28 protein-coding genes are annotated in these 24,386 nt (G+C 68.2%); 10 read left to right on the forward strand and 18 right to left on the reverse strand.

The window, feature by feature from the left end:
* Complete coding sequence (gene clpB, locus KIH31_RS02040) at window positions 1-2,637, reverse strand: ATP-dependent chaperone ClpB (protein ID WP_214425382.1); 2,637 nt, start codon at window positions 2,635-2,637, stop codon at window positions 1-3.
* 257 nt (window positions 2,638-2,894) lie between these two features.
* On the opposite strand from clpB, the gene KIH31_RS02045 reads away from it, so the two are divergent.
* Both KIH31_RS02045 and KIH31_RS02050 read left to right on the forward strand, forming a co-directional pair.
* Window positions 2,895-3,491, forward strand: a complete 597-nt coding sequence (locus KIH31_RS02045; protein ID WP_214425383.1) for a hypothetical protein — start codon at window positions 2,895-2,897, stop codon at window positions 3,489-3,491.
* A 24-nt stretch (window positions 3,492-3,515) separates the two neighbouring features.
* Window positions 3,516-4,415, forward strand: coding sequence for a DUF4031 domain-containing protein (locus KIH31_RS02050; protein ID WP_214425384.1), 900 nt, complete (start codon window positions 3,516-3,518; stop codon window positions 4,413-4,415).
* Window positions 4,416-4,418: 3 nt separating this feature from the next.
* On the opposite strand, the gene KIH31_RS02055 is transcribed toward KIH31_RS02050, so the two are convergent.
* The 3 genes from KIH31_RS02055 to KIH31_RS02065 form a co-directional block, all read right to left on the reverse strand.
* On the reverse strand, window positions 4,419-5,414 hold the full coding sequence (locus KIH31_RS02055) for an aldo/keto reductase (RefSeq protein WP_250545345.1): 996 nt from the start codon (window positions 5,412-5,414) through the stop codon (window positions 4,419-4,421).
* A gap of 87 nt (window positions 5,415-5,501) precedes the next feature.
* Window positions 5,502-5,900, reverse strand: coding sequence for a YccF domain-containing protein (locus KIH31_RS02060; protein WP_214425386.1), 399 nt, complete (start codon window positions 5,898-5,900; stop codon window positions 5,502-5,504).
* Window positions 5,901-5,943: 43 nt separating this feature from the next.
* Entirely contained in the window at window positions 5,944-6,870 is a 927-nt protein-coding gene (locus KIH31_RS02065; RefSeq protein WP_214425387.1) for an NAD(P)-dependent oxidoreductase, read from the reverse strand.
* Between the two features lie 46 nt (window positions 6,871-6,916).
* On the opposite strand from KIH31_RS02065, the gene KIH31_RS02070 reads away from it, so the two are divergent.
* Window positions 6,917-7,981: a D-2-hydroxyacid dehydrogenase gene (locus KIH31_RS02070; RefSeq protein WP_214425388.1), complete on the forward strand. Its 1,065-nt coding sequence runs from the start codon at window positions 6,917-6,919 to the stop codon at window positions 7,979-7,981.
* A gap of 28 nt (window positions 7,982-8,009) precedes the next feature.
* On the opposite strand, the gene KIH31_RS02075 is transcribed toward KIH31_RS02070, so the two are convergent.
* Entirely contained in the window at window positions 8,010-8,198 is a 189-nt protein-coding gene (locus KIH31_RS02075) for a hypothetical protein (protein ID WP_214425389.1), read from the reverse strand.
* Window positions 8,199-8,302: 104 nt separating this feature from the next.
* On the opposite strand from KIH31_RS02075, the gene KIH31_RS02080 reads away from it, so the two are divergent.
* The 3 genes from KIH31_RS02080 (at window position 8,303) to KIH31_RS02090 (ending at window position 9,908) form a co-directional block, all read left to right on the forward strand.
* On the forward strand, window positions 8,303-8,731 hold the full coding sequence (locus KIH31_RS02080; protein ID WP_214425390.1) for a lipopolysaccharide assembly LapA domain-containing protein: 429 nt from the start codon (window positions 8,303-8,305) through the stop codon (window positions 8,729-8,731).
* Window positions 8,732-8,801: 70 nt separating this feature from the next.
* Window positions 8,802-8,999: a hypothetical protein gene (locus tag KIH31_RS02085; RefSeq protein ID WP_214425391.1), complete on the forward strand. Its 198-nt coding sequence runs from the start codon at window positions 8,802-8,804 to the stop codon at window positions 8,997-8,999.
* A 21-nt stretch (window positions 9,000-9,020) separates the two neighbouring features.
* Window positions 9,021-9,908 carry a Rieske 2Fe-2S domain-containing protein gene (locus KIH31_RS02090; RefSeq protein WP_214425392.1) on the forward strand — a complete coding sequence of 296 codons (888 nt, stop codon included), beginning with the start codon at window positions 9,021-9,023 and terminating at the stop codon, window positions 9,906-9,908.
* Between the two features lie 131 nt (window positions 9,909-10,039).
* Here the strand turns inward: KIH31_RS02090 and KIH31_RS02095 are convergent, their stop codons facing one another.
* From KIH31_RS02095 to KIH31_RS02115, 5 genes are all read right to left on the reverse strand, one after another.
* Entirely contained in the window at window positions 10,040-10,762 is a 723-nt protein-coding gene (locus KIH31_RS02095) for an amino acid ABC transporter ATP-binding protein (protein ID WP_214425393.1), read from the reverse strand.
* Window positions 10,759-11,493, reverse strand: a complete 735-nt coding sequence (locus tag KIH31_RS02100) for an amino acid ABC transporter permease (RefSeq protein WP_250545346.1) — start codon at window positions 11,491-11,493, stop codon at window positions 10,759-10,761. Before KIH31_RS02100 ends, KIH31_RS02095 begins: the two co-directional genes overlap by 4 nt.
* 9 nt (window positions 11,494-11,502) lie before the next feature.
* Window positions 11,503-12,156, reverse strand: coding sequence for an amino acid ABC transporter permease (locus KIH31_RS02105; RefSeq protein WP_214425394.1), 654 nt, complete (start codon window positions 12,154-12,156; stop codon window positions 11,503-11,505).
* 80 nt (window positions 12,157-12,236) lie between these two features.
* The gene (locus KIH31_RS02110) at window positions 12,237-13,070 is read right to left on the reverse strand and encodes a transporter substrate-binding domain-containing protein (protein WP_214425395.1); all 834 of its coding nucleotides are present in this window, start codon (window positions 13,068-13,070) and stop codon (window positions 12,237-12,239) included.
* A 113-nt stretch (window positions 13,071-13,183) separates the two neighbouring features.
* Window positions 13,184-13,978 (reverse strand): IclR family transcriptional regulator C-terminal domain-containing protein, encoded by a 795-nt coding sequence (locus KIH31_RS02115; RefSeq protein WP_307857501.1) that lies wholly within the window; start codon window positions 13,976-13,978, stop codon window positions 13,184-13,186.
* Between the two features lie 141 nt (window positions 13,979-14,119).
* Here KIH31_RS02115 and KIH31_RS02120 point away from each other — a divergent pair, with 141 nt between their 5' ends.
* Window positions 14,120-15,250 carry a diaminopropionate ammonia-lyase gene (locus KIH31_RS02120; RefSeq protein WP_214425397.1) on the forward strand — a complete coding sequence of 377 codons (1,131 nt, stop codon included), beginning with the start codon at window positions 14,120-14,122 and terminating at the stop codon, window positions 15,248-15,250.
* On the opposite strand, the gene KIH31_RS02125 is transcribed toward KIH31_RS02120, so the two are convergent.
* From KIH31_RS02125 to KIH31_RS02145, 5 genes are all read right to left on the reverse strand, one after another.
* Window positions 15,238-15,693: a group III truncated hemoglobin gene (locus KIH31_RS02125; protein WP_214425398.1), complete on the reverse strand. Its 456-nt coding sequence runs from the start codon at window positions 15,691-15,693 to the stop codon at window positions 15,238-15,240. The genes KIH31_RS02120 and KIH31_RS02125 overlap by 13 nt on opposite strands.
* A complete protein-coding gene (locus KIH31_RS02130; RefSeq protein WP_214425399.1) occupies window positions 15,690-16,124 on the reverse strand; it encodes a hypothetical protein in 435 nt (144 codons plus the stop codon). Before KIH31_RS02130 ends, KIH31_RS02125 begins: the two co-directional genes overlap by 4 nt.
* Window positions 16,121-16,825 (reverse strand): metalloregulator ArsR/SmtB family transcription factor, encoded by a 705-nt coding sequence (locus KIH31_RS02135; protein WP_214425400.1) that lies wholly within the window; start codon window positions 16,823-16,825, stop codon window positions 16,121-16,123. The genes KIH31_RS02130 and KIH31_RS02135 overlap by 4 nt, the downstream gene beginning before the upstream one ends.
* 69 nt (window positions 16,826-16,894) lie before the next feature.
* Window positions 16,895-17,356, reverse strand: a complete 462-nt coding sequence (locus tag KIH31_RS02140) for a pyridoxamine 5'-phosphate oxidase family protein (RefSeq protein WP_307857502.1) — start codon at window positions 17,354-17,356, stop codon at window positions 16,895-16,897.
* A gap of 115 nt (window positions 17,357-17,471) precedes the next feature.
* Window positions 17,472-19,052 (reverse strand): DEAD/DEAH box helicase, encoded by a 1,581-nt coding sequence (locus KIH31_RS02145; protein ID WP_214425401.1) that lies wholly within the window; start codon window positions 19,050-19,052, stop codon window positions 17,472-17,474.
* Window positions 19,053-19,077: 25 nt separating this feature from the next.
* Here KIH31_RS02145 and KIH31_RS02150 point away from each other — a divergent pair, with 25 nt between their 5' ends.
* Window positions 19,078-19,233: a hypothetical protein gene (locus tag KIH31_RS02150; RefSeq protein WP_214425402.1), complete on the forward strand. Its 156-nt coding sequence runs from the start codon at window positions 19,078-19,080 to the stop codon at window positions 19,231-19,233.
* 91 nt (window positions 19,234-19,324) lie between these two features.
* On the opposite strand, the gene KIH31_RS18370 is transcribed toward KIH31_RS02150, so the two are convergent.
* Window positions 19,325-21,454: an acyltransferase family protein gene (locus KIH31_RS18370; protein WP_214425403.1), complete on the reverse strand. Its 2,130-nt coding sequence runs from the start codon at window positions 21,452-21,454 to the stop codon at window positions 19,325-19,327.
* Window positions 21,455-21,606: 152 nt separating this feature from the next.
* Between KIH31_RS18370 and trmB the strand changes: the two genes are divergently transcribed.
* Window positions 21,607-22,383 carry a tRNA (guanosine(46)-N7)-methyltransferase TrmB gene (trmB, locus tag KIH31_RS02160; protein ID WP_214425404.1) on the forward strand — a complete coding sequence of 259 codons (777 nt, stop codon included), beginning with the start codon at window positions 21,607-21,609 and terminating at the stop codon, window positions 22,381-22,383.
* Between the two features lie 45 nt (window positions 22,384-22,428).
* On the opposite strand, the gene KIH31_RS02165 is transcribed toward trmB, so the two are convergent.
* Both KIH31_RS02165 and KIH31_RS02170 read right to left on the reverse strand, forming a co-directional pair.
* Window positions 22,429-23,127 (reverse strand): zf-HC2 domain-containing protein, encoded by a 699-nt coding sequence (locus KIH31_RS02165; protein ID WP_307857503.1) that lies wholly within the window; start codon window positions 23,125-23,127, stop codon window positions 22,429-22,431.
* Window positions 23,124-23,624: a sigma-70 family RNA polymerase sigma factor gene (locus KIH31_RS02170; RefSeq protein ID WP_214425405.1), complete on the reverse strand. Its 501-nt coding sequence runs from the start codon at window positions 23,622-23,624 to the stop codon at window positions 23,124-23,126. The genes KIH31_RS02165 and KIH31_RS02170 overlap by 4 nt, the downstream gene beginning before the upstream one ends.
* 204 nt (window positions 23,625-23,828) lie before the next feature.
* Between KIH31_RS02170 and KIH31_RS02175 the strand changes: the two genes are divergently transcribed.
* Window positions 23,829-24,359, forward strand: a complete 531-nt coding sequence (locus KIH31_RS02175) for a hypothetical protein (RefSeq protein WP_214425406.1) — start codon at window positions 23,829-23,831, stop codon at window positions 24,357-24,359.
* Window positions 24,360-24,386 lie beyond the last annotated feature (27 nt).

Here is a 24,386-nt window from a genome sequence, read left to right on the forward strand (position 1 = left end):
CTAGGCCTTCCGCCGCACGCTGAGCCCGACGGCGACGGCTTCCCCGTTCGCGACGGCGTCGGCGGTGAGTTCGTCGACGTCGGCCGCTGTGTCCACGAGCACGGTATCCCCGTCCGTGATGTCACCCGCGAGGACCCCCTTGGCCAGCCGGTCGCCGATTTCGCGCTGCACCAGCCGGCGCAGCGGGCGCGCCCCGTAGGCCGGGTCGTAGCCGGAGAGCGCCAGCCAGGCGCGAGCGCCCTCCGTGACCTCGAGCGTCAGCCGGCGTTCGTGCAGGCGCGAGGCCAAAGACTGGACCTGCAGGTCCACGATGCGGGAGAGCTCGTCGACGCTGAGCGGGTCGAACATGACGATGTCATCGAGCCGGTTCAGGAACTCCGGCTTGAAGGACGAGTTCACCACGTTCATGACCAGGTCCCGCTTCGCCTCGGCGCTGATGGTCTGGTCCACGAGGTACTGGCTGCCCATGTTGGAGGTGAGAATCAGGATAACGTTGCGGAAATCGACGGTGCGGCCCTGGCCGTCGGTGAGCCGTCCGTCGTCGAGCACCTGCAGGAGGATGTCGAACACCTCCGGGTGCGCCTTTTCCACCTCGTCGAGCAGCACCACCGAATAGGGCCGGCGCCGGACGGCCTCGGTCAGCTGGCCGCCCTCCTCGTAGCCGACGTATCCGGGAGGGGCACCGACCAGCCGCGAGACGGAGTGCTTCTCCGAGTATTCGCTCATGTCGATGCGGACCATCGCCCGCTCGTCGTCGAACAGGAAATCGGCGAGCGCCTTCGCGAGCTCGGTCTTGCCGACGCCGGTCGGGCCGAGGAAGAGGAAGGAGCCGGTCGGCCGGTCCGGGTCCGAGATGCCGGCCCGGGCACGCCGCACGGCGTCCGAAACGGCCTGCACCGCGGCAGCCTGGCCGATGAGCCGGGATCCGATGACCTGTTCCATCTGCAGCAGTTTCTGGCTCTCCCCCTGCAGCAGCCGGCCCGCAGGGATGCCCGTCCACGCCGAGATCACCTCGGCGATGTCCGCGGCGGTGACCTCCTCGGCGACCATCAGGTCCGCCTTGTTCGTGTTCTGTGCTTCCGCGGCGGCAGCAGCATCGAGCTCGCGCTGCACCGAGGGGATCTCCCCGTAGAGCAGCCGGGACGCCCGCTCCAGGTCTCCTTCGCGCTGGGCCATGTCCGCAGCGGAACGCAGCTCATCCAGCCGCGCCTTGAGTTCGCCGACCCGGTTCAGGCCCGCCTTCTCCGCCTCCCAGCGCGCGTTGAGCCCGGCCAGCTGCTCCTTCTTGTCCGCCATGTCGGCCCGGAGCGCCTCAAGCCGCTCGCGCGAGGCGTCGTCGGTCTCGTTCTGCAGCGCCAGTTCCTCCATCGTGAGGCGGTCCACCGCGCGGCGCAGCTGGTCGATTTCCTCGGGAGCCGAGTCGATCTCCATGCGCAGCCGGGACGCTGCTTCGTCGACCAGGTCGATGGCCTTGTCCGGCAGCTGGCGGCCGGGGATGTACCGGTTGGAGAGCGTCGCCGCCGCGACCAGGGCGGAGTCAGCGATGGCAACCTTGTGGTGCGCCTCGTAGCGCTCCTTCAGCCCGCGCAGGATGCCGATGGTGTCATCCACGCTGGGTTCGCCCACGTAGACCTGCTGGAAACGGCGCTCCAGCGCCGGGTCCTTCTCGATCCGCTCCCGGTATTCATCCAGCGTGGTCGCACCGATCATCCGCAGTTCGCCGCGGGCCAGCATGGGCTTGAGCATGTTGCCGGCGTCCATCGCGCCCTCGCTGGCGCCGGCGCCGACAACGGTGTGCAGCTCGTCGATGAAGGTGACGATCTGGCCGTCGGAGTTCTTGATCTCCTCGAGGACAGCCTTGAGCCGTTCCTCGAACTCGCCGCGATACTTGGCGCCCGCCACCATGGCTCCCAGATCCAGGGAGACCAAGGTCTTTCCGCGCAGGCTCTCCGGGACGTCGCCCGCCACAATCCGCTGGGCGAGGCCTTCGACGACGGCGGTCTTGCCGACGCCCGGCTCGCCGATGAGCACCGGGTTGTTCTTGGTCCGGCGGCTCAGCACCTGCACGACGCGGCGGATTTCGCTGTCCCGGCCGATCACCGGGTCCAGCTTGCCCGCGCGCGCCACGGCAGTCAGGTCCGTGCCGAACTTCTCCAGCGCCTGGAAGGTGTTTTCCGGGTCCGCGCTGTTCACCTTGCGGTCCCCGCGCACCCCGGGCAGCGCAGCCTTCAGTGCTTCCAGCGAGGCGCCCGCTTCCCGCAGCGCCTTCGCCGCCGGATCGGTGCCCGCCGCGATGCCCAGCAGCAGGTGCTCGGTTGAAACGAACGAGTCCCCAAGGGCCTCCGCCTCCTGCTGGGCCGCCTGGATCGCCTGCAAGCCCTGACGGGAGAGCTGCGCCTGGGCCACCGAGGTGCCGGAGCTTGCCGGCAGCGCCCTGATGGCGGAACTCGCCGCAACGCTGACCGCGTCGGGGTCGGAGCCGGCCCCCTTGAGCAGGGCAACCGCAACGCCGTCGCGCTGGTCCATCAGGGCCTTGAGCAGATGGGCGGGCTCGACTTGAGGGTTGCCGGCCGTGGTCGCGTTCATCGCGGCGCTGGAGAGGGCCTCCTGGCTCTTCGTGGTGAATTTGACGTCCACTGAAACGGCTCCTTTCCGAGCACTCCTGGATAGCGGTCAGCTGGGCGGAGCTCGCGGCACCAACGCTAGCCAAAGTCGGTTCCCGAGATAAGGTGCACCTGCTCCGATCAGTTAACTTGAGTGTAGGGCACTCAAGTTCAATTTCCAAGCCGCGCACGCGTGAGGAATTCGTCAACGGCACTGGCCCTGGGGCCGGACCGGCGGTGCAATAGGTACAGCAACCGGCACGCGGTGGAAGAGCAGGAATGGAGGCCCTGATGGGGACGAGCAGCGGCGGCCCTGGCCCGGGCGCGCGTGATTTCATCGTCGTCGACGACGGCGGCTCTTTCGGTTACGCCGCAAGCGAGGCCGAACTGCTGAGCCAGCTCGAGTACCCCGAGGAGGCCGCGTGCGTGGTGGACCGTTCGGGCAACAACTTCGACCTTGAGGAGGTGCCGGACGGCGGCCTGCGGCTCGCTCCCAGCATTGGCAGGGCCGACCTGGAATGGCTCCGCCGGGTCTGGCACACGGCCCAGCAGCGCAACCCTGCGGACTACCCGCTCGTTCGCCCGCTTCCTGACTCCGACGAGGGCTTCCTGCGCGAACTCTTCGCAGTGCTCCGGCTCAGCAGCGGAGGTCCTGACGCCGCGGCCCACCTGGGCGGCTTCTGGGTGGTGAACGACGGCGGCAGCACCTCCAGCACGGCGAGCCTCAATGACATGCTCGAGCTGCTCGCCGGCCAGCGGCACACGGAGTCGACCTCTGTCGAAGGTCCGGACCGCCGGCGCTACCGGGTGGAGCGGGAGCGACGCCGGGGACCGCTGGGCGTCCTGCGGCCGGGCCGGCCCTATCTGGTGCAGACGTGGCCGGTCTGAGGCTGCCCTCCTAGACTTGACCGCGTGGCCATCCTCATCGATCCCCCCGCCTGGCCCGCGCACGGCACGTACTTCTCGCATCTGGTCTCGGATGAGTCCCTGGCCGAGCTGCATGAGTTCGCGGCGGCCGCGGGCGTTCCCGAGCGCGCCTTCGACGAAGACCACTACGACGTCCCCGAACGCCGGTTCGCGGACCTCGTGGCCCGCGGCGCCGAGCCGGTCGACGGCGGCACCCTGGTGCGCCGGCTGATCGCCAGCGGTTTGCGGGTGCGGGCGCGTGAGCGCAGCGGCGCCCTGGCCGGCCCGCTGCTGCGCCGCTGGACGGCACTGCTGCCCGAGGCGGCGGACACCGGCGCCGAACTCCTCGACCGGTGGGCGGAGCCGCACCGGCGCTACCACAACCGGGCACACCTGCTCGCGGTGCTCGAGGCCCTCGACGCGCTCGGCAACACGCACGCCGCCCCGCACGGCCGGACGGTCGAGCTGGCGGCCTGGTTCCACGACGCCGTCTATGCCGGACGGGCCGGCGAGGACGAGGAGGCGTCGGCGTCGTTGGCCGAGGACCTGCTGGGACGCGCGGGCCACGATCCGGTCGCCACCAGGGAGGTGGCGCGGCTGGTGCGGCTGACGGCCGGCCACCGGCCGGGGCGAGACGACCTGCCCGGCGCCCTGCTGTGCGACGCGGATCTCTCGGTCCTGGGCCGGGACAGCCACGGCTACCGCAGGTATCAGCGCGCCGTCCGCGCCGAGTACGCCCACGTCGCGGAGCAGGACTTCCTGCGCGGCCGGACCGCCGTCGTCGAGCATTTGCTCGGACTCGACCCGTTGTTCCATACCTCCGCCGCGCGCGCCCTCTGGCTTGAGCCGGCGATGCGCAACCTCGCGGCGGAACACGCCGACCTGCGGCGGCGGCTCGAAGGCTGACGGTTATTCGCGGCCCTGCGAAACCCAGGCCGGGTCCGCGGACCTGGCGCCCAGGACCGCGTCCGCCGCGGCATCGAGAATGGCCAGCTGGGCCGCGTCGAGGGACAGCGCCAGAGCCCCGATGTTCTCATCGACCCGCCGGGCGCGCCGCGTGCCGGGGATGGGGACCACGGGCAGCCCGAACTGGACACCCTTGGCGAGCAGCCATGCCAGCGCGACCTGGGCCGGCGTCGCGCCGAGCTCGATGGCGACCATCTTCACCGCGGACACCACGCTGTTGTTGGCCTCCAGCAGGCCGTCGGCAAACCGCGGGAAGGACCGCCGGATGTCGTGCTCGGCGAGGCTGCGCCTGTCGACCGTGCCGGTGAGGAACCCGCGTCCCAGCGGCGAATAGGGCACGAATCCAACACCGAGCTTGGCGGCGGCCGGCACCACATGGCGCTCGACGTCGCGGCTCCAGATGGACCATTCACTCTGCACTGCCGCAATCGGGTGGATGGCGTGGGCCTGCTTCAGCTCCGCCGCCGTCACCTCGGACAGCCCAAGGTGGCGCACCTTCCCGGCCCGGACCAGCTCCGCCATCGCGCCGACCGTCTCTTCCAGCGGCGTGGCCAGGTCCCGCCGGTGCAGGTAGAACAAGTCGATGACGTCGGTGCCCAGGCGCCACAGGCTGGCTTCGGCGCTTTCGCGCACGTAGGCCGCGTCGCCACGCGAGGACCGCTCCCCCGTCGCCGGGTTGCCGGTGATGCCGAATTTGGTGGCGAGCTGGATATCGCCGCGGCGCTCCTTCAGCAGCTTGCCGATGAGCTCTTCGTTGGAGCCCATCCCGTACACGTCCGCGGTGTCGATGAAGGTGACGCCGGCGTCGACGGCGTGCCGGAGGGTCGACAGGGCCTCCTCGGGATCGACCTCCCCGTACACGGGAGTGAGCGCCATCGCGCCGAAGCCCAGCCGGCTCACGGCCAGGCTGTCACCCAGGGCTGTAGTTCCGATCGGCATGGCCATCCCTTCGTCGCGTCCGCTGTTTGGACGATAGCCCTCCCCGGGACGGTTGGCCAGAGATCGGCGGCGGCAGGATGGAGTCGGTCAGCGGTACGTCGGGACGAAGGGCCGCGATGTCGGGACGATAACCTTGCCCAGCGGCATCAGGGAGATCGGGATCATCTTGAGGTTGGCGATGGCCAACGGGATTCCGACGATCGTCGCTGCCTGCGCAGCGGCCGTTACCACGTGTCCCAGGGCTATCCATATCCCTGCCACCAGGACCCAAATGATGTTGCCGGCCGTGGTCAGCACACCGGGTGCGCCCCGGTCCACGACAGTGCGGCCAAAGGGCCAAAGGGCGTAACCGGCGATGCGGAACGAGGCGATCCCCCACGGAATGGTCACGATCAGCAGGCAGCACACCACCCCGGCTGCGAAGTACCCGATCGCGAGGAATACGCCGCCGAATACGAGCCAGATGATGTTCAGAATCGTCTTCATGGCTCCCATTCTGCAAGGACGCAGCGCGCCCCGCCAGAGGGGTTCACCCTTGGCGGACCCTGGCTTCCCCCAGGTGCTCGATGGCCTCCCGGACGACGGCGAGGTCCAGATCACCAAGACCTTGGTCGTTGACGGCCGCATAGACGCGTTCCCCGGCCGTGGCCAGCGGCACTGCCGTCCCGGCTTCCTCGGCCGCAGCAAGGACGAACCGGAGGTCCTTGTGCATGAACTTTGCCGGCGCGGTGACCGTGTAGTCCCGCGCCGCGAAGCGCGGGCCGAGCTGCTGGAGCACAGTGCTGTTGGCCAGGCCGCCGCCGAGGATTTCCAGCAGTGCGGCGGGTTCAATGCCCGAGTGTTCGGCGAGCACCACTGCTTCGGCGAGCGCGGCCGCCGTCGTGCCCACCACCAGCTGGTTGCAGGCCTTGGTGAGTGAACCCGCGCCCAGCGGACCCATTAGCCGCACCGTCCGCCCCATCGCCTTCAGCACCGGCTCCACCCGGTCGAAGTCTTCCTGAGCGCCGCCGGCCATGACGGCGAGGGTGCCGTCGACAGCGCCCTGCCGGCCTCCGCTGACGGGAGCGTCGACGACGGCGGCGCGCCCCCCGGACGCTTCGCGCACCACGGCACCGAAGCCGCGCACCCGGTCAGGCGCAACGGTGCTCATGACCAGGAGGGTGGCACCCTGAGCGGGAGGCTCCCGGCGCCACCGCTCCAGCAGCGCCTCCGCCGCAGCCTCAATGAACGGCAGGTCCGGGAGCATAAAGATGATCACCGGCAACTGCGCGAGATCAGCCACCTCAGCCACCCGGCGGGCACCGAGCGCCACCAACTCCTCGGCCGCGCCGTCGGAGCGGTTGTGCACCGCCACCTCGAAGCCTGCCCTGACAAGATTGGCCGCCATCGGGGCCCCCATGAGTCCCAGGCCCACAAAGCCGACCGTCGCTGCCGCCCGCGGATCCTCTCCGCTCATTACGCCCTCCGCTCGCATTTGTTCAGCATTCTAGCCAGCATTCAGTATGATGAACAGCATGACTTCCCAGTTGACCGTCGCCGTTGCCGTTCCCCTGGAGCCGGAACTCGTTGAGGAGATCCGGCGGACGGACCCGTCCGTGACGGTGCTCTACGATCCGGACCTGCTCCCGCCGGAGCGCTACCCGGCGGACCACGCAGGCGACCCGGCCTTCACCCGCACCCCGGAGCAGGAGGAACGGTACTGGAGCATGCTCGACGCCGCGGACGTGCTGTTCGGCTTTCCCAACGAAAGCGCCGCGGGTCTTGCGCGGATCGCGGCCTCCAACCCCAACCTCCGCTGGGTCCACGCGATGGCCGCCGGGGCAGGCGGCGCGGTCAAGGCCGCCGGCCTGAGCCCGGAGAACCTGGAGCGGATCACCGTCACCACCTCCGCGGGAGTCCACTCGCTGCCGCTGGCCGAATTCGGCATCATGGGCGTCCTCAACGGCTTCAAACGAACCGCGGAACTGGCCCAGGACCAGCGGGCCAAAATCTGGCCGGAACTGCGCACACCGACCCGGATGGCCAATGGCTCCCGTGTGGTCGTGACGGGCCTCGGCGAAATCGGTCTTGAGACCGCCCGCCTGGCCCGCGCACTCGGCATGAAGGTCAGCGGCACGAAACGCACGGTCGAGGAGATCGACGGCATCGACCGCGTGACCACGAACAAAAATCTGCCGGAGCTGCTGGCGGAGGCGGATGCCGTGATCAACACGCTGCCCGGCACCCCGTTCACGGAACGGCTGTTCAACCGGGAGGTCTTTGGCGCGATGCGCCACGGAACGGTCCTGGTCAACGTGGGCCGCGGCACCGTGGTGGACGAGGAAGCCCTGCTCGAGGCACTGGACGAAGGACGCGTCAGCTACGCATGCCTCGACGTGTTCGCAGTCGAACCGCTGCCCTCCGGGAGCCCGCTGTGGGACCACCCCCGTGTCATGGTCTCGCCGCACACCTCGGCCCTCAACGCATCGGAGAACCGCTACATCACGGAGCGCTTCTGCTCGAACCTGCGCAAGTTCCTCGACGGGGAACCGCTGCCGCACGTCGTCGACCCGGTGCACTTCTACTGATCCGGCACCGGCGGCTGCCCCGGGCCCGTTACTGGGAGCCGCCCTTGTTTCCGGTTTTCTCGGCCTCTGCCGCGGCCTCCATGACGGAGTCGGGGATCTTCACCTCGCCCAGCGCCTCGTCCTGAATGTCGTCGGCGTTGCCGTGCGCCCCGGCCTTGTTGTCTGCGGCGTTGTCCGCGGCCTCGCCGGTCCGGTCCTGCTTCTCAGCCTCGCTCATGATCTCAGCCTCACTCATTGACCCAGAAGACCACGATCCGCAGGCGAGGTCAACGCTGCCGGCACGGGGTTGCCAGAACCCATATAGTCAGTACGCTTACTAACATGAGCACCGAACCGTTCAAGGAACCCGCCCGAGACGAAACGCCGCCTGCGCCGACCGCGACGGCCGGCACTCCTGACTCCGTCGTCAGCCGCGCACAGGGTCGGGCGACTCCCGCACCGGGCACCGACACCGCCGGCCGACCCGGCACAGCCGCCGGGACCCAGACCGCACCGCGGTCCGAAGTCACCCGGGCCGGTGTGGTGTGGGTCAGCGTGGCCGTCGCCCTTGTCCTGCTGGTGGGACTGATCGTCTTCATCCTGCAAAACCAGGACGTGGCGCTGGTGCACTTCCTCGGCTTCGAAGGGTCGGTGCCGGTCGGCATGGCCCTTTTCATCGCGGCTGTCGCGGGCGGCGTGCTCGTGGGCATCGCCGGCGCCGTGCGGATCACTCAGCTGCGGCTGCGCGACCGCCGGCAGCGCCGCGCCTGACCTCCGCCGCCGCGCCGAATCCTCGGGCCCTGGTTACGATTCCCGGCCCCCCGACAAGAAGGAGACGATCATGGAACAGGCCAGCTTCCCCACGGGCTCGGAGCCGGACCCGCGCCCGGACCCCGCCCACCCGGGGCCCGGCGAGGCCCAGCCCGGCCAGCCCGATCCGGGCCGCGCGCCCGAGCCCGGGCCTTTCGAGCCGCCAACGGCGCCACCGACGGGTCCCGGCGAGCCCGGTCCGGACATTCCCCCGATCCTGCCGGGCTGAGCCGGAAGCAAGGAGCCCACTGTGAAACTCACCGGAACACTCGAACTGCTCGACCACCTGGAGAAGGCGGACGTCCTCGATCCGGCCGCCACCTGGCTGCGTAAGGCCGCGCGGGCGACAGTCCGGCCGCAATGGCTGCGGGACGCCCTGCACGGCGTGCCCTTTGGACACCCGCTCCATCCCGTCGCAGCCCAGGTGCCGGTTGGCGCCTGGACCTCGGCTGCCGTGCTGGACCTCGTACCGGGTGCGGAGCGCGCCTCCGCCATCCTCGTCGGCACCGGGCTGGCTGCGGCGGCCCCGGCTGTCATCTCCGGAGCGACGGACCTGTCCGAACTGCACGAGCAGCAGCAGCGGGTGGGAGTCGTCCATGCCAGCGCGAACGCCGCTGCCACCTGCCTGTATGCCCTGTCGCTGGCCCAACGGCTGCGCGGGAAGCACGTGAGCGGCAAACTTCTCGGCTATGCAGGCTTCGGCGTGGCAACTGCGGGCGCCTTCCTCGGCGGCCACTTGGCCTACCACCAGGCCGCAGGGGCGAACCACGCCGAAGAAGTGCCGCACCGCACTCCCCCCGGATGGCACTCCATCGGCAGGCTCGAGGAGTTCACGGACGGCAAGCCGCAGCAGGTGATGCTCGACACGGTTCCACTCTTCGTGCTGCGCCAGGGCGACGAGGTTCAGGTGTTGGCCGACGCGTGCAGCCACCTTGCCGGTCCCCTGCACGAAGGCAAAATCAGCCGGCAGCAGGTCTCCGGGCGCGCCGAGGACTGCGTCCAGTGCCCCTGGCACGGCAGCACCTTCTCGCTGCGCACCGGCGAGGTGGTGACCGGTCCTGCAAGCGCCGGGCAGCCGGTCTTCCAGAGCCGCGTGGTCGACGGCGTCGTCGAAGCCCGGCTCCCGGGAGCCGGCTGAGATCCTCCGGATGGACCGCGACGCGCGAAAGGCCGGCAACGGCGGGATTCCGTGAGGAAATCCCGCCGTTGCCGGCCTTTCGGCCGCTTGGTCGGACGGTCCGGCTCAGGCGGCGTCGGCGAACCGTGCGGCTACAGCACCCGGCTCAGGAAGGCCTTGGTCCGGTCCTGCGTGGGCCGGTCGAAGATATCCGCCGGAGTGCCTTCCTCCACGATGTAGCCCTGGTCCATGAAGATCACCCGGTCGGCCACTTCACGGGCGAAGCCCATCTCATGGGACACGACCACCATCGTCATCCCTTCCCCGGCCAGGCGTTTCATCACGGCCAGCACGTCTCCGACCGTTTCCGGGTCGAGCGCGGACGTTGGTTCGTCAAAGAGCATGACGGTGGGATCCATGGCAAGCGCCCGGGCGATGGCGACACGCTGCTGTTGTCCGCCCGAGAGGGAGCTGGGGTAAACGTCTGCCTTGTCGGAGAGTCCCACCTTGGCCAGGAGTTCCAGCGCCTTCTCCTTGGTCACTTCCCGGGATTTCTTCGCCACCTTGATGGGGGCAATCATCACGTTGTCGAGCACCTTCATGTGCGGGAACAGGTTGAACTGCTGAAACACCATGCCCACGTCCCTGCGCACAAGGACCCTGTCGAGCTTCGAATTGCCGAGGTCATGGCCGTTGATGACGACGCTGCCTGCCGTGATCGTCTCCAGCAGGTTCAAACAACGGAGGAAGGTGCTCTTGCCAGACCCCGAAGGCCCGATCACACAGACAACTTCGCTGGGTTTGATCTCGCAGTCGATGCTCTTGAGGACCTCTACGTTTCCGTATTTCTTCTGCAGGCCTTTGACGGAAATCATTTCTCTCCTCGAACTTGAAGTAGCGGTTCTTCGGCCAGCAGGTCGGTGCTTGCCGGTCCCAGGTCAACGGCCTGCGGGCGCCCGAGCGATACCGTCAGTCGCTTCTCGTACCAGCGGCCGAATTTCCCCAACGGGTAGCAGATGACGAAGTAGATGGCCCCGACCACAACGAATGTCAGCAGCGGCAGCATCGTGGTGGTCCCGATGATCTTGCCGGCCTGCGTGAGGTCGACGAATCCAATCACCGACACGAGGGATGAATCCTTGATCATCGCCAAAATAATCCCCGTCCACGGGGGAACGACCACCCTCATCGCCTGCGGCACAATGATGTAGCGGAACTTGAGGAAGTAGTTCATCCCCAGCGCCTCCGCCGCTTCGAACTGGCCGCGCGGAACCGACTCCAAACCCCCGCGGACGACTTCGGCGATGTACGCGCTCACGAACAGCGTCAGGGCTATGGCTCCGCAGGCCAGCTTCGAGAAAACTGCTCCCGGAATCAAGAGCGGCAACGCGAAGAAGGTGAACAGCAAAATGATCAGCAGCGGAATGCCGCGCAGGAGGTTGGTGTAAATGGCACTGACCCACCGGATGAAGCCGATGCTCGATGCCCTGGCCAGGCCGACGAGCAGGCCGACGATGCTGCCGCCGACGGCCGAGATGATGCACAGAAGTGCAGTCATGCCCAGACCCTTTGCCAGCGGGAGCAGGAACTGTGCGTAATCACCCATTGCCATCACCTACCATCTGAAAAGCCTCTTCTCTCCGATTCGTGACCCCAGGGCGAGGACGGAGGAAACTGCGTAGTACAGCAGCGCGCCGACGGTGAATACCTCGAAAGTGCGCAGCGTGTCGGAGTTCACGGTCATCAACGCTTCGGTCAGTTCGGGCAGCGCGATCACGGAGGCCACCGAGGAGAACAGGAACAGCAGGATGAACTGGTTCGTCAGGGCCGGGAACACCTTGCGGATCCCTGGCGTGAACACGGCATACCGGAAGGTCTGCCCGGAGCTCATGCCGAGCGCGTGCGCCGCCTCCCGGAGGCCACCAGGAACGGACTCGAAACCGGCCCTGAGGATTTCCGCGACGTAGGCACCATTGTTGATCGACAAGGCGATCAGGGCGGACCACAGCGGGTCCAGGTCGATCCCGACCTGCCCGAGACCGAAATAGATCAGGTACAGGACCACCAGCAGCGGCACATTCCGCACCACTTCGATGTAGGCGCCGCTGATCCTGCTCAGGACCCGCGAGGTGCCGACTTTGGCAAAATAGGCCAGCAGGCCCAGCACGCTCCCGACCAGGAAGCTTATGACGCTGATGTAGACGCTCATCCACAGTCCTTGAAAAATGACTGGTAGATAAGGGATCAGGTCACCGAGGTAAAACGACATACAGAACTCTCTTCGCCAAGCGACGGATTTCGGTGCTGCGCTTTGGCGCCCGACCGCCCGTGGACGGCCGGGCGCTCCCGCTACTGGTGGGAGATGACCTGGGGAAGGTCAGCGTTGAACCACTTCTTGTACAGCGACTGGTTCGTGCCCGAGCTGTTCAAATTGCGGATGAAGTTGTTCAGGTAGTTGACCCACACCTGGTCGCCCTGCTTCACTCCCATGGAAATGAGCGCCGGGCTGATCGGATCGCCGTCCAGCACCTGCAGGGAGGGATCCTTGGCGGCCGCGGCCCGAACGGTGGCAAAGCCTTCCATCACCGCGTCCACCTTGCCGGACTTGACCGCCTGGACGGCGTCGGCAATCGTGTCGAAGCGGACCACGGTGGTGTCGGGGAACTGCTTGGTCATCAGGGTGTCGTTGGTGCTGCCGCGCGCGACGGACACCTTCTTGCCCTTCAGATCGGCGATGCTCTTGATGGGGTTGTCCTTGCGGAACAGGGGCAGAGCACCGGAGGCGATGTACGGCATCGTGAAGTCCACGGCCTTCGCCCGCTCGTCGGTCGCCGTAAACGCGTCGATGTCGACGTCGACCCGGTTGGAGTCCAGGACCGGCTTCCGGCTGGTTCCGTCGGTGTTGACCATCTCCAGCTTTACGCCCAGAGCACTGGCGAGTTTCGCGGCAATGTCCGGTTCGTAGCCGACAATTTTGCCGCTGGCGTCCTGCGAGCTGTAGGGCGGATAGTCGGGCAGGACTCCTACTTTGAGCGTGCCGCTCTTGATGACTTGCTGGAGGCGGCTGTCTGCCGCGCTGGGTGCCCCCGCGCTCCCCGAGGATGAGCACCCCGTCAGCGCCAGCATCGAAGCCATGGCCACCAAGGCCACCGGCGTCGCAACCTTCTTGAAAATACCCGTCATTGCGTTCCCAATCTTCGGAGGCCGTGCCGCGTTGCACGACCTAGGATGCGATATAGATCACTATGCTGAACAGCGTACATCATGGTGTACAGCGAGCCAAGCTTAAATCCGACTTATCCCATCGGACTGCCCAGGGTGCGGGCAAGCTCCTGAAGTTCCCCAACGATGGCGGCTTCCTGCTCGGACGAGAAGGTCGCCTTGAGCGCCGTCACCGACAGCCCAAGGCTCGGGCCGTGCACCCCCCGCGTCGGCACGGTAACCCCCACAGAGACTACGCCCAGGGTGGACTCCTCATCCTCGAAGGCGTACCCCTTGCGGCGCACTTCCTTCAGCTGTTCCTTCAGCTCCTCCGCCGTCCTCAGCGAGTTCGGCGTCATCACCGGCAGGTCCGTACCGTCCGGGAAGAGTTCGTCAATGTCGTGGTCCCGCAGCCGCGCCACCAGCGCCTTGCCGACGGCGCACAGCGACACCGGCATGCGGTCCCCGATGTTCGACGTCAGCCGCACGGCCGGGTGGCCCTCGTAGCGGGCCAGGTAGATCACGTCCTTGCCGTCGAGCAGTGCGATGCGCACGGTTTCCTTCGACAGCGTCGGAGCGCTTTCACAAAACCGGTAGAACTCCTGCACCTCGTCGAGCCGGCTCAGGTAGGCGGCACCGAGTTCCACCAGCTTCCGCCCGAGCGCAAACCCGCCTCCCCGGCGCACGATCAGGTGGGCCTCCTCCAACGCGAGCAGCAGGTTGGAGGTGGAGGATTTGGGAATTCCGAGTTCGCGGGCGAGGTCGCTGAGCGAGACGACCCCTGTGGCCGAGGCCGCGAGCACGTCCAGGACCGCAGCGGCCCGGGTTACGGCGGGAGCCGGCGAGGCCGCACTCGCATGGGCCACGCCTTGAACACTCAGTTCGGTCACGATTCTCCCTTGGTCGTTGTGTTCAGCATGCTGAACAGGGAACATCCTATTGGAATCCTTCGGGACCGTCCACCGCTGGGCCGCCCCGGAGCGGGGAGTAGACTGGCGCACGCCCAGGCACCCCAGCGCAAGGAGTATCCGATGAGCACCAGGTGGTATGCCAACCCGGCAGCCCGCGAATTCGTGGCGGCACCCGAACCGCGCGGCGTGCTGGACTTCCACCGCAGCCTGCCCGGCTACGCACCCACCGCGCTGCTGGAGCGGCCGGACCTGGCCCGGGAACTCGGCGTCGGGCGCGTCTTCGTGAAGCAGGAATCCTCCCGCTTCGGCCTGCCCGCCTTCAAGCTCCTCGGGGCTTCATGGGCGGTCTTCAGGGCATTGTCGGCCCGAGCCGGCCGCACCGAGGGCGGCTGGCAGCCCGATACGTTGGCAAGGCGGTTCGCCGGGGATCCGGATGCGCCGGTGTTGGTCTCGGCAACGGACGGCAACCACGGCCGCGCCGTGGCCCGCATGGCTGCCCGGATGGGACTTGCGGCGCGAATCTTCGTGCCCGAGGAGATCAGCCCGCGGGCCAAGGAGGCCATCACCAGCGAGGGCGCGGAACTGACGGCCCTTGCCCTCCCGTACGACGACGTCGTGCGCGCGGCGGCGGACGCGGCACAGGCCGACCCGCGGAGCATCCTGGTCCAGGACACCGCATGGGAGGGCTACACCACGGTGCCCGGCTGGATTGTGGAGGGCTACTCCACCTTGTTCGCGGAGATTGACACACAGCTGCAGGACGCCGGTGCCGGGCGTCCCTCGATGGTGGTCACGCCCGTCGGCGTCGGTTCCCTCCTCCAAGCCACCGTGCGGCACTACCGCAAGCTGGGCGGGAGCCAGCCGGCGCTGCTGAGCGTCGAACCGGAATCGGCACCGTGCCTGCTGCGCTCCCTCGAGCAGGGCGAACGCACCTCGGTGCCCACCGGCCACACCATGATGGCCGGCTTGAACTGCGGGACGGTATCGCTCACCGCGTGGCCGGAGCTCTCCCGCGGGGTCGACGCCGCCGTCGTCATCGGCGAAGAGGACTGCCGGCGGGCGGTCAAGGACCTGGAGGAACTCGGTGTGGACTCCGGTCCGTGCGGGGCTGCGAGCCTGGCGGGGGCGCGGGCTGTGCTGGAGGACCCGAACCGGCGCGCCGACGTCGGGGCTGCGGCGGACGACGTCGTCGTGCTGCTGAGCACCGAAGGCCGCGCGGCGACCCCCGTGGAACCGCCCTACAGCGGCTGACCCCCGCGCCGGATGGTGCCGTACTCGCTGGCCCGGCCGCCATTGACCCGGCGGTGGATGGAGCCGGCAATTCGGCCGGCCTGCAGCTTGGCCAGCTCCGCCTTTTCACCGGCGTAAAGCTCATCCACCGTGTTCCGCCATGTCTCGAGCCAGCGGTCAAAGAACTCCCACCGCAGCGGCACCTTCGCGTGCAGTTCCTCGTGCACATGCAACGCGTTGCGCTTGTACAGGCCGGCCCGGAAAAGCACAGTTTCCCAGAAGTCGCACATCACGGGCAGGTGCGCCGCCAGATCCATCCGGGCCACGTCGACGAAGACCGGTCCCAGCATCCGGTCGCGAAAGACCTTTCGGTAGAAGGTGTCGACCAGCAGTTCGACGTCCGCCCGATTCCGCAGGTCAGCTCTCCCTCCGGCGTCCACTTCCCCGCCCGTGCCGCCGCTCATCCGAACGCCTGCAGGCAGTAGAGAACTCCGAGCAGGGGCAGGGCCAGCAGCTTCACGCCTTCGACGCCGATGTAGAGCAGGTGCGATGACGATTCGGGCGCCTCCCCCACCGCAGAGCGGGCCGCGACGCGCCGGTCCATCCGCGGCCGGAGCCACAGCGCCTGGAAGACAGTGAGCAGGGCGACGCCGGCCAGCACTGCCTCGCTCCCCGCCGACCCCGCGCTAACGAAGGCCGTGGCCACCAGTGCGGCACAGAGCACGAGTTCCACCCGGTTCAGCGCCTTGAAGACCAACCGCCCGATTCCCACCCCGAGCGGTACCGTGATCCCGGGTGCCCGAAACTTCAGCGGTGTTTCGATCAGGGATATCGCGGCGATCATGCCGAGCCAGAGGAACGGCAGAGCGACCTGCAGCAGCTTCGCAACGATCATCGGGCAGCTCCCGCCAGGCGGGCGGGGTGCCGGTCAATCACCGCAAGGCACAAACCCGGCTCCGCGAACGGACGGAGCTCGGCCGCGGCGTCCGGGGCTCCGGACCGGTCCAGCAGACTCTTCATCATTCCGGCGTGGACCGAGCACACCACCTCCCGGTTCTCACGGGCCACCTCCACGAACGGGCAGGCGTGCAGGCGCAGCTCCACCGGCTCCGGCAGCGGCCCGGGGACGGGCGGCGCAGGCTCGAATCCGAACTGCGTGAAGACGTCCCTGATGGTCTCCACAGCGTCCTCGAATGTTGCTTCCGGACCCGCTTGCGGCGAGTTCGCCTCCACCCAGCGAGCCCCGGCCTGTTCCGCGTGTTCAGCCGGCGTGGCTGCGGAAGTCTTCAGCAAACTGCCGGCCAGGAGCCCGCTGAGCCACCGGTAGCCGTCGCGCACGGCACCGGCCGCGGCGGCGGCATAGAGCAGGCGCGGGCGCCCGCGGCCAGCCGGCGCCTCGCTGCGTGCCTCGATCAGCCCGGATGCGAGCAGCCCGTCGAGATGGAACCGCAGCGTCGTCAGCGGAACGTCCACCGCGGCCGCCAGTTCGCGGGCCGACAGGGGATTCTGCGCAGCACGCAACGCTCGAAGGACATCCGCTTTGGCAGCAGAACCCAGGGCCGCGTGGATTTTGACGCTGTCTGTCGTGGGGCTCATGCCGCCATCCTACATTAAAAACGACTCATGCCGTTTTTAATGTAGCGAAGCCTATTCGCTGCCGAAGCCTTATTCGCTGGAGGCAGACGGCAGCCCGGTGAAGGGCGTCACCCAATGCGCGGGCTCCACGACCGCGAACCGGATTCCGGTGACGTCGGACGGCGAGAGACGCACGAAGAACGGCTTCGTCCCCTTTTGCCAGGGGAACAGGGGCAGCGCGGCCGAGTTGATCACCTCTTCGGTGCGGGTGATTTGTCCCAGCGGCCCCTTGAGCACAACACTCCAGGCCTCCCCTGTCTCCGTGTCGTAACCGTCGACCTCGAAGGCGGCCTTGGACTTTTCCAGCGCCGCAGCAAGCTTGGTGCCGGGGGCTGTACGGAAGATGACGGATCCGTGGTCGACCACGAAGTTCACCGGAAAAATGTCCGGATGGTCCTCGACGATTACCGAGAGCCTGCCGACCACCACCGTGCGCAGCAATTCCCAGCACTCGTTCGCTTTCAGCCGCTTGATCTCTCCCGCCGTATCCACGGGACCATGCTACGGCGGCCGCGGCCGTCCGCACAGGGTCCCTCAGCCCTGGACGCGCAAAGGGCGCGAATGCCGAAGCATTCGCGCCCTTTGCTGAGCGGTGGAATCCGCGCCGTCAGCGGGCCCGGCGGGTGTTGCTCGCCGGAGCCGAGGCCCGGCGCTGTCCGGCCCGGGCCGGACGCGACGCGCCGGCGGCGGAACCGCCGTGGCTGCCGGTGCTGGTGCTGTAGACCGAGCGGGGAGCACCGGACGACGTGCGAGCAGCGCCGCCGGCGGCGGCACGCTGCCCGGTGGCCGGACGGCGGCTGCGTCCCTGGGCAGAGGGCTGCGCAACGGCGCCGCGCTTGCTCTCGGCCGAGCCCTGGCGGTGTCCGGCACCCGCAGCGTTCCGCGCGGAGCCTGCGGCGGCGCCGGAACCTCCCCGGCGACTGCGCTTTCGCTGCGCGTTGGCGCCGGTGGACTTGCCGCCGCCGTTCTGCGGCAGCTTGGCTGCCATTGCGGCAGCGCGCACCTGCGGATCAACCTTCGCGGCAACCTCGCCGACCAGCTTCGCCACCAGGGGCGACGTCGGCGTGACCGTCTCAAAGGCAACGTCGACGCCGGCGGCCTTCATCAGCTTGCCCACTTCGAGGCGCTGTTCCGGCAGGGTCACGGTGACAACAGTGCCGTCCGACCCGGCGCGCGCCGTCCGGCCGGAACGGTGCAGGTAGGCCTTGTGCTCCGTGGGCGGATCGATGTGCACCACGAGTTCGACGTCGTCGACGTGGACGCCGCGCGCCGCGACGTCGGTGGCGACCAGCACACGGACCTCACCGGCGGCGAATTCCGCCAGGTTGCGGTCGCGGGCGTTCTGGGACAGGTTTCCGTGCAGGTCAACGGCCGGGATGCCGGCGTCGGTCAGCACCTTGGCCATCTTGCGGGCGTGGTGCTTGGTGCGCATGAACATCACCCGGCGGCCCGTGCCGGAGGCGAGCTGCTTGATCAGCTCCTTCTTCTCGGACTGGCCCTGCACCACCAGGACGTGGTGTTCCATGGTGGTCACGGCTGCCTGCGGGTCATCCACCGAATGGGTGACCTGATTGGAGAGGTAGCGGTGCACCAGCTTGTCCACGCCGTTGTCCAGCGTGGCGGAGAAGAGCATCCGCTGACCGTCGGCCGGGGTGGTGTCCATGATGCGCTTCACGCCGGGCAGGAAGCCCAGGTCCGCCATGTGGTCCGCCTCGTCAAGGACGGTAATTTCCACTGCATCGAGGCTGATGAGCTTCTGCTTCATCAGGTCCTCCAGCCGGCCGGGGCAGGCGATGACGATGTCCACGCCGGCCTTCAGAGCCTTTTCCTGGCGCGACTGGGACACCCCGCCGTAGATCACGGTGGTGTTCAGCCCCAGTTCCGCGGCGAGCGGCTCGATCGTCTTGTTGATCTGGTTGGCCAGTTCGCGGGTCGGCGCCAGCACGAGGCCGAGCGGGCGTCCGGGACGTCGCCGGTAGGCCGCTTCGCGTTCGGCCAGCCGGGCCACGAGCGGGAGGGCGAAGGCGATGGTCTTGCCCGAGCCGGTGCGGCCCCGGCCGAGCACGTCGCGGCCGGCAAGCGTGTCCGGCAGGGTCTTGACCTGGATCGGGAACGGGGTCTCGATGCCTTGGGCGGCAAGCGAGGAAGAGAGAGCCTTGGGCACACCCAGGGCAGCAAATGTCGTCATGGTGAAAGAAAGGTACTTTCGGTCAGTGGCCCCGGCGCAGGTTTGCGCGGGGTTCGCCGAAGAAATGATCAGGACGGTCAACCGTTTCGCGGACATACGTCGCGCTGTCAGCGGGACCCTTCAGGATGCGTTCATCGACGCAGGCTGCACCATCAACGGGCAGCAGGTCCTTCCAGTCTAGCAGTTGACGGCGTCCAGGCCCGCCCCGGGGCCGCACCGGGCCCGGAGCGCAACCGTCCAGGGGCATGCCTGAGCCCAACCGGGAGGGTGCTCTAATGCAACTGCGCGGAGACGTAGGGAGCAAGGGCACGCGAGTATTCGGCGCTGATATGCGAGTAGTCGCGGTAGACGATGACCGACCCGACCTGCGGGTAGCAAAGCTTCGCGTCGCAGAACTGCGCGCGCAGCCTGACGTGCTCGAATCCGGGGGCATGGAAAGCTTCAGCAGCATGCGTGATTGCCATCGTCGCTGAAGGGAACGCGGCGGCGACCGGATTGGCGCAGGCGAGCGGGTCGCCTGGATGGCTGGCGAGGCAGGTAGGCACATACTGGCCGTTGGTGCGCGGGACGTCCTCGAAAGCCACCACGCGCTTGCCGGCGGCCAGCCAGTCCTGCCAGGTCTTCTCATAGCCTTGGACGGCCGGGGTCCCCATTGGGGAATCCGCCGGCGCCCGGTAACTGTAAGCCGTGGAAAAGGCTGCCGTGAAGACGGTCGTAATCGACTTGTCAGCTGCCAGTGCGCTGCTCACTTCCTTGACCCACGTCGAGCAGTCGTTCATGTTCGCGTCGGTCTTCTCCGAAGGCAGCACCCGGAGGGCAGCGGTCGCCGGGCAGGAGGCTTTAGTGAAGGTCTTGATATGCCATCTTTTCTGGGCGGCCAAGGCCTCGATGGCAGGCAACCATGCGGTTGCATGCGAATCCCCCACGATGGCGACGGTCGTCCGGGCATGGGCGGCATCGACACCGAGGTCACAGGACACCAGCTCGGTACCCCCAATGTTTCCCTGGCAGCCAGGATGCAGCGGGTCCGTATTCTCCCGCGACACAAGGGCCGGTGCCGGGTTCGGAGCCTGCGTACCGACCACCGGCCCGCAGCTGCGGGCGCGGTCGAGCGAACCGGGACCATAGCAGGGGTTGTGCAGGGCGGCCGCATCCACGGGAGGAGCCGCGTAGGCCTGAACCGTCAGGGCGTAGGAGAGGGCCACCACCACCGCCATGCCGGCAGCAGCGAAGGAGAAGGCCCGCGCCGGCGTCCCGAGCAGGCGGCCCTTGCGCAGCGGGTCCTCGATGGCGAGCTTCGTCAACCAGGACAGCAGGATGGCCGCGGCCAGCAGCATGGACTTGTCGATGAAGCCGGGGGCGCGGCCCAGGACGTAAGGCGTGACGATCAGGAGGGGCCAGTGCCAGAGGTACAGCCCGTAGGAAATGCCGCCGACAAAGGTCATTGGCCGCAAGGACAGCCACCAGCGGGGACCGAACACGGACCGGTTGCCGGCAAAGGCCAGCACAAGCGCGGTGCCGGCAACCGGGAGCAGAGCGGTCCAGCCGGGAAACGGCGTCGCGGCGGTGAAGAAGACCGCGGAACCGGCGATCAACGCAACACCGAGCCAAGCGCCGGCCGTGGCCGGCACACCCGGGAACCGGCGATCCAGGAATACCAGGGCGACCAAGGCCCCGGCAGCGAACTCCCACACCCGGGTCTGGGTGACAAAGTACGCCACCGACGGCATTTGGGCCGTGATGACGATCGAGCAGGCGAGGGAAACCGCCCCGACAACAGCGAGACCCGCGATCATCGCGCCCCTGGTCGTGGTCCACGCGGCTGCACCGACCCCGCGCCGACGAAGCACACGCGCGACGAACAGCAGCGCGAGCACCAGAAGCGGCCAAACGAAATAGAACTGCTCCTCCACTGACAGCGACCAGTAATGCTGGACCACCGAGGCGTCGTTGTGCTGCGCGGAATAATCGACTGAGTCGGTGGCAAGTGCCCAGTTCTGGACGTACAGGGCGCTCGCCGCCAACTGGCGGGCAGTCACTTCCCAGACCGTAGCGGGAACCCACAGGAAGACGGCCGCCATGGACACCAGGAGCACGAAGAAGGAGGCGGGGAGGAGCCGCCGCACCCGCCTCGCCCAGAACCGGCCCAGCGCCAGGGTGGAACGGGTCTGTATCTCGCGATAGATGTGCGAGGTGATCAGATACCCCGAGATAACGAAGAAGACGTCCACGCCGATGTAGCCACCGCTGAGGCGACCGGGCCAGAAATGGTAGAGCACGACGGCGAGCACAGCAATCGTCCGCAGCCCCTGGATTTCGGGGCGGAACCCGTCCGCCGCATCCCGCCGGGAACGTTCGCTCGATGCGGTTTGGGGAAGCCTGCCGGCGGAGGTTGTGGACACAGACGTCGATTTTATCGCAGCTCCGCGCCGTTACCTTTTTCCTTGCCCCGTCCTGCTGGCCGGATGCGGGCTTGTTGGCCGATCGGCCCCGGATGCCGAGGGAAGCGCCGTCGGGCCCGCTCCGGGCCCGGGGACGGCTATCCTTGACCGCGATGAACATCCTTTCCGAAACCAGCCAGCCGCAGCCCGACGACGCCGGGCCGTACCGGGTCCAGCCCGTCTCTTTCGTCCGCCGGGGCACCCGTTTGCAGGGCCGGCGGCAGCAGGCCTGGGACGAACACCAGGACCTGGTGATCCAGGTTCCGCGCAAGGTTTCCGACACGTCGGTGGACCCGGCATTCCGGTTCGACGCGGAGTCCGTGTTCGGACGGCAGGCGCCCCTGGTCCTCGAAATCGGCTCCGGTCTCGGCGAGGCCGTGGTGCATGCCGCCCAAGAGAACCCCGGCACCGATTTCCTCGCGGTCGAGGTCTACCGCCCGGGCCTGGCGCAAACCCTGCTCAAGCTGGGCCAGCGCGGGCTGCGGAACGTCCGTGTGGTGCAGGCCAACGCACCCGAGGTGCTGACCAGCATGATCGTGCCGGGCTCGCTCTCCGAGGTCTGGGTGTTCTTCCCGGATCCCTGGCACAAGGCCCGCCATGTGAAGCGGCGGCTGGTGACTCCGCTCTTCGCCGAGCAGGTAGCGGCGGCCCTGCGGCCGGGCGGCGTGTGGCGGCTGGCCACCGACTGGGAGCATTACGCCGAGCAGATGCGGGAGGTGGCCGAGGCCAGCGCCAGCTTCGAGAACCTCCACCCGGGCGAGGGAGCAACGGCCGAGGACCCGCTCGGCGGCTGGGCACCCCGTTTTGAGGGCCGCACCCTGACGAGCTTCGAGAACAAGGCCCACCGGGCCAGCCGGCAGATCCGCGACCTGGCCTACCGCCGACGCTGATCAGCCGGAACGACCAGCCGCGGGGCCCGGCAGCCGGGCCGGCCCTCAGCTTCCCGCCGGCATGGTGATGAGGGCGACCTGCCGCTGCGCTGCGTCACGGACGGCCACGTTGGCGATCTGCGGCACGGGCAATGCCGTGGCGGTGGTGATCTTCGCCCGGCCTGCCGGCGTCGCGCCCCAGCTGCATACCCGTTCGGTGTGCCCTGCCCTGTCGGTCACCCACAGCGACAGCGCCCCCTCGTGCGGCAGCTGCGCGGCCTGCAGGGTCAGCTCCGTCCCCCACGCTTTGTGCACCAGCCCGAGGTCCACGCGCAATCCGGTTGAGTCGGCCACCGAGTAACTCTCATCCGGCCGCGGCGCCGGTACGAGCACCGGCTGCAGGTACACGCCGAGCGCCAGGCAGGCCGCCGCGAGCGCGGCCGCAAGGCCGCCTGCCCGCAGCCTGCTGCGCCGCCGCCGCCGGCCCAACTCCGTGAGCAGCTGCGTGGGATTTCCTGCGGGCACGGCCGCCGGGGGGAACGTCAGCGCCACAGCGTCGGCGGGCTCGACGGCGTCGAGCAACGTTGTCAGGCCGGACAGCCGGGCCAGTTCCGCGGCGCAGCCGGTGCAGCCGTCCAGGTGGCTTTCGAACTCCGCACGCTCGGCCGCCGGGAGACCGCCCAGCAGGTAGGCGCCGAGCAGTTCATGCGGGTGATCCCGCGGGCCGCCCGCGTCCGGCACCGTGCCGCCCTGTCCCTCGCTCACGTGTCGACTCCCATCTCCAAGAGGATTTCCTTCAGTGACCGGACGGCGTAGAAGGCACGGGATTTCACCGTGCCCGGCGGAATCCGCAGCGCAAGCGCCGCCTCCGTCGTGGTCAGCCCCCGGTAGTGCAGCGCGACGACGACGTCGCGGTGCTCCGGGCTGAGCCGGGCGAGCGCCTCCTCCATCAAGACCCGGTTCAGCATTTCGTCGATGCGGGAGGCGGCCGCCGGGACGAGCTCTAGGTCCTCGCCCGGGCTCTCGCGCGGCCTTCGCGCCTGGGCCCGCTGCGCATCCACCATGATGTTGCGGGCGGTGCGGAAGAGGTAGCCGCGAAGACTGGTCTTGATCACCGGGGCCTGCCGCCAGACCCTCAGAATGGTCTCCTGCACCACGTCCTCCGCCGTGGCGGCATTGCCTGTCGCCCCGATGACGAACCGGCGCAAGGCCACGGCGTGCTCATGGTAGATCCGGGCCACCGCCTCGTCATCCAGCGGCACGGCCGCCCGCCTCCCCGGCTCTCTCCTGGTGCCCCATCGCACGCTCCTGTCTGCCTCTACCCGGGATGACGACGCCGGGCGGCCTACGGTTCAATCGCTCAGCCGTTGAACCATTGTGCGGCCCGAAGGCGTCGTTGTGTATGACGGCCGTAAGCCGTTGCACGCCCCAGGCGCGATGACAACCTCAGAAGTGGAGCACCCATCATGCAAACGTTCTTCCGCTCCGGCCTGGTGGCGCTGGCCGCCGGGGCTTTCCTGCTCAGCGGCTGCGCCCAGGGCGCGGCACCCTCCTCCAATTCCGGTGCCTCGTCGGGCACCGCCTCGTCGGGCATGGCTTCCCCCGGTGCCGCAGCCGGGCCTGACCTCAAAACCGCGTCCTCCTCGTTGGGGCAGATCATCGTCGATGGAAAGGGGATGAGCGTCTATGTCTTCGACAAGGACACCAAGGACTCCGGGAAGAGCAGCTGCAGCGGAAGCTGCGCCGCAGCGTGGCCGGCGGTCCTGACGACGTCTGCCACGCCGTCCGTTTCCGGCGTCACCGGCAAGGTAGGGGTCATCCCTGCCGCCTCCGGAGGTAAGCAGCTCACGGTCAACGGGTTGCCCGTCTACACCTTCGCCCAGGACAAGAGCGCCGGCGATGTGAAGGGCCAGGCGGTCGGCAACGTCTGGTGGCTGCTGAATCCGGCGGGCGAAAAGGTCACCTCGACGGCGGGCAGCAGCACCGGCGGGTACTGACAGTTCCCCTCCCCAACCCCCGGCCGC

Origin of the sequence: Paenarthrobacter sp. DKR-5 (assembly GCF_018531425.1) — a bacterium.
Lineage (GTDB): Bacteria > Actinomycetota > Actinomycetes > Actinomycetales > Micrococcaceae > DKR-5.

Coding starts and splice junctions, on each gene's coding strand:
- KIH31_RS02045 (WP_214425383.1), top strand. CDS start 2,895: ATGGGGACGAGCAGCGGCGGCCCTGGCCCGGGCGCGCGTGATTTCATC.
- KIH31_RS02055 (WP_250545345.1), bottom strand. CDS start 5,414: ATGCCGATCGGAACTACAGCCCTGGGTGACAGCCTGGCCGTGAGCCGG.
- KIH31_RS02060 (WP_214425386.1), bottom strand. CDS start 5,900: ATGAAGACGATTCTGAACATCATCTGGCTCGTATTCGGCGGCGTATTC.
- KIH31_RS02065 (WP_214425387.1), bottom strand. CDS start 6,870: ATGAGCGGAGAGGATCCGCGGGCGGCAGCGACGGTCGGCTTTGTGGGC.
- KIH31_RS02070 (WP_214425388.1), top strand. CDS start 6,917: ATGATGAACAGCATGACTTCCCAGTTGACCGTCGCCGTTGCCGTTCCC.
- KIH31_RS02075 (WP_214425389.1), bottom strand. CDS start 8,198: ATGAGCGAGGCTGAGAAGCAGGACCGGACCGGCGAGGCCGCGGACAAC.
- KIH31_RS02080 (WP_214425390.1), top strand. CDS start 8,303: ATGAGCACCGAACCGTTCAAGGAACCCGCCCGAGACGAAACGCCGCCT.
- KIH31_RS02085 (WP_214425391.1), top strand. CDS start 8,802: ATGGAACAGGCCAGCTTCCCCACGGGCTCGGAGCCGGACCCGCGCCCG.
- KIH31_RS02095 (WP_214425393.1), bottom strand. CDS start 10,762: ATGATTTCCGTCAAAGGCCTGCAGAAGAAATACGGAAACGTAGAGGTC.
- KIH31_RS02100 (WP_250545346.1), bottom strand. CDS start 11,493: ATGGGTGATTACGCACAGTTCCTGCTCCCGCTGGCAAAGGGTCTGGGC.
- KIH31_RS02105 (WP_214425394.1), bottom strand. CDS start 12,156: ATGTCGTTTTACCTCGGTGACCTGATCCCTTATCTACCAGTCATTTTT.
- KIH31_RS02110 (WP_214425395.1), bottom strand. CDS start 13,070: ATGACGGGTATTTTCAAGAAGGTTGCGACGCCGGTGGCCTTGGTGGCC.
- KIH31_RS02120 (WP_214425397.1), top strand. CDS start 14,120: ATGAGCACCAGGTGGTATGCCAACCCGGCAGCCCGCGAATTCGTGGCG.
- KIH31_RS02125 (WP_214425398.1), bottom strand. CDS start 15,693: ATGAGCGGCGGCACGGGCGGGGAAGTGGACGCCGGAGGGAGAGCTGAC.
- KIH31_RS02130 (WP_214425399.1), bottom strand. CDS start 16,124: ATGATCGTTGCGAAGCTGCTGCAGGTCGCTCTGCCGTTCCTCTGGCTC.
- KIH31_RS02135 (WP_214425400.1), bottom strand. CDS start 16,825: ATGAGCCCCACGACAGACAGCGTCAAAATCCACGCGGCCCTGGGTTCT.
- KIH31_RS02145 (WP_214425401.1), bottom strand. CDS start 19,052: ATGACGACATTTGCTGCCCTGGGTGTGCCCAAGGCTCTCTCTTCCTCG.
- trmB (WP_214425404.1), top strand. CDS start 21,607: ATGAACATCCTTTCCGAAACCAGCCAGCCGCAGCCCGACGACGCCGGG.
- KIH31_RS02175 (WP_214425406.1), top strand. CDS start 23,829: ATGCAAACGTTCTTCCGCTCCGGCCTGGTGGCGCTGGCCGCCGGGGCT.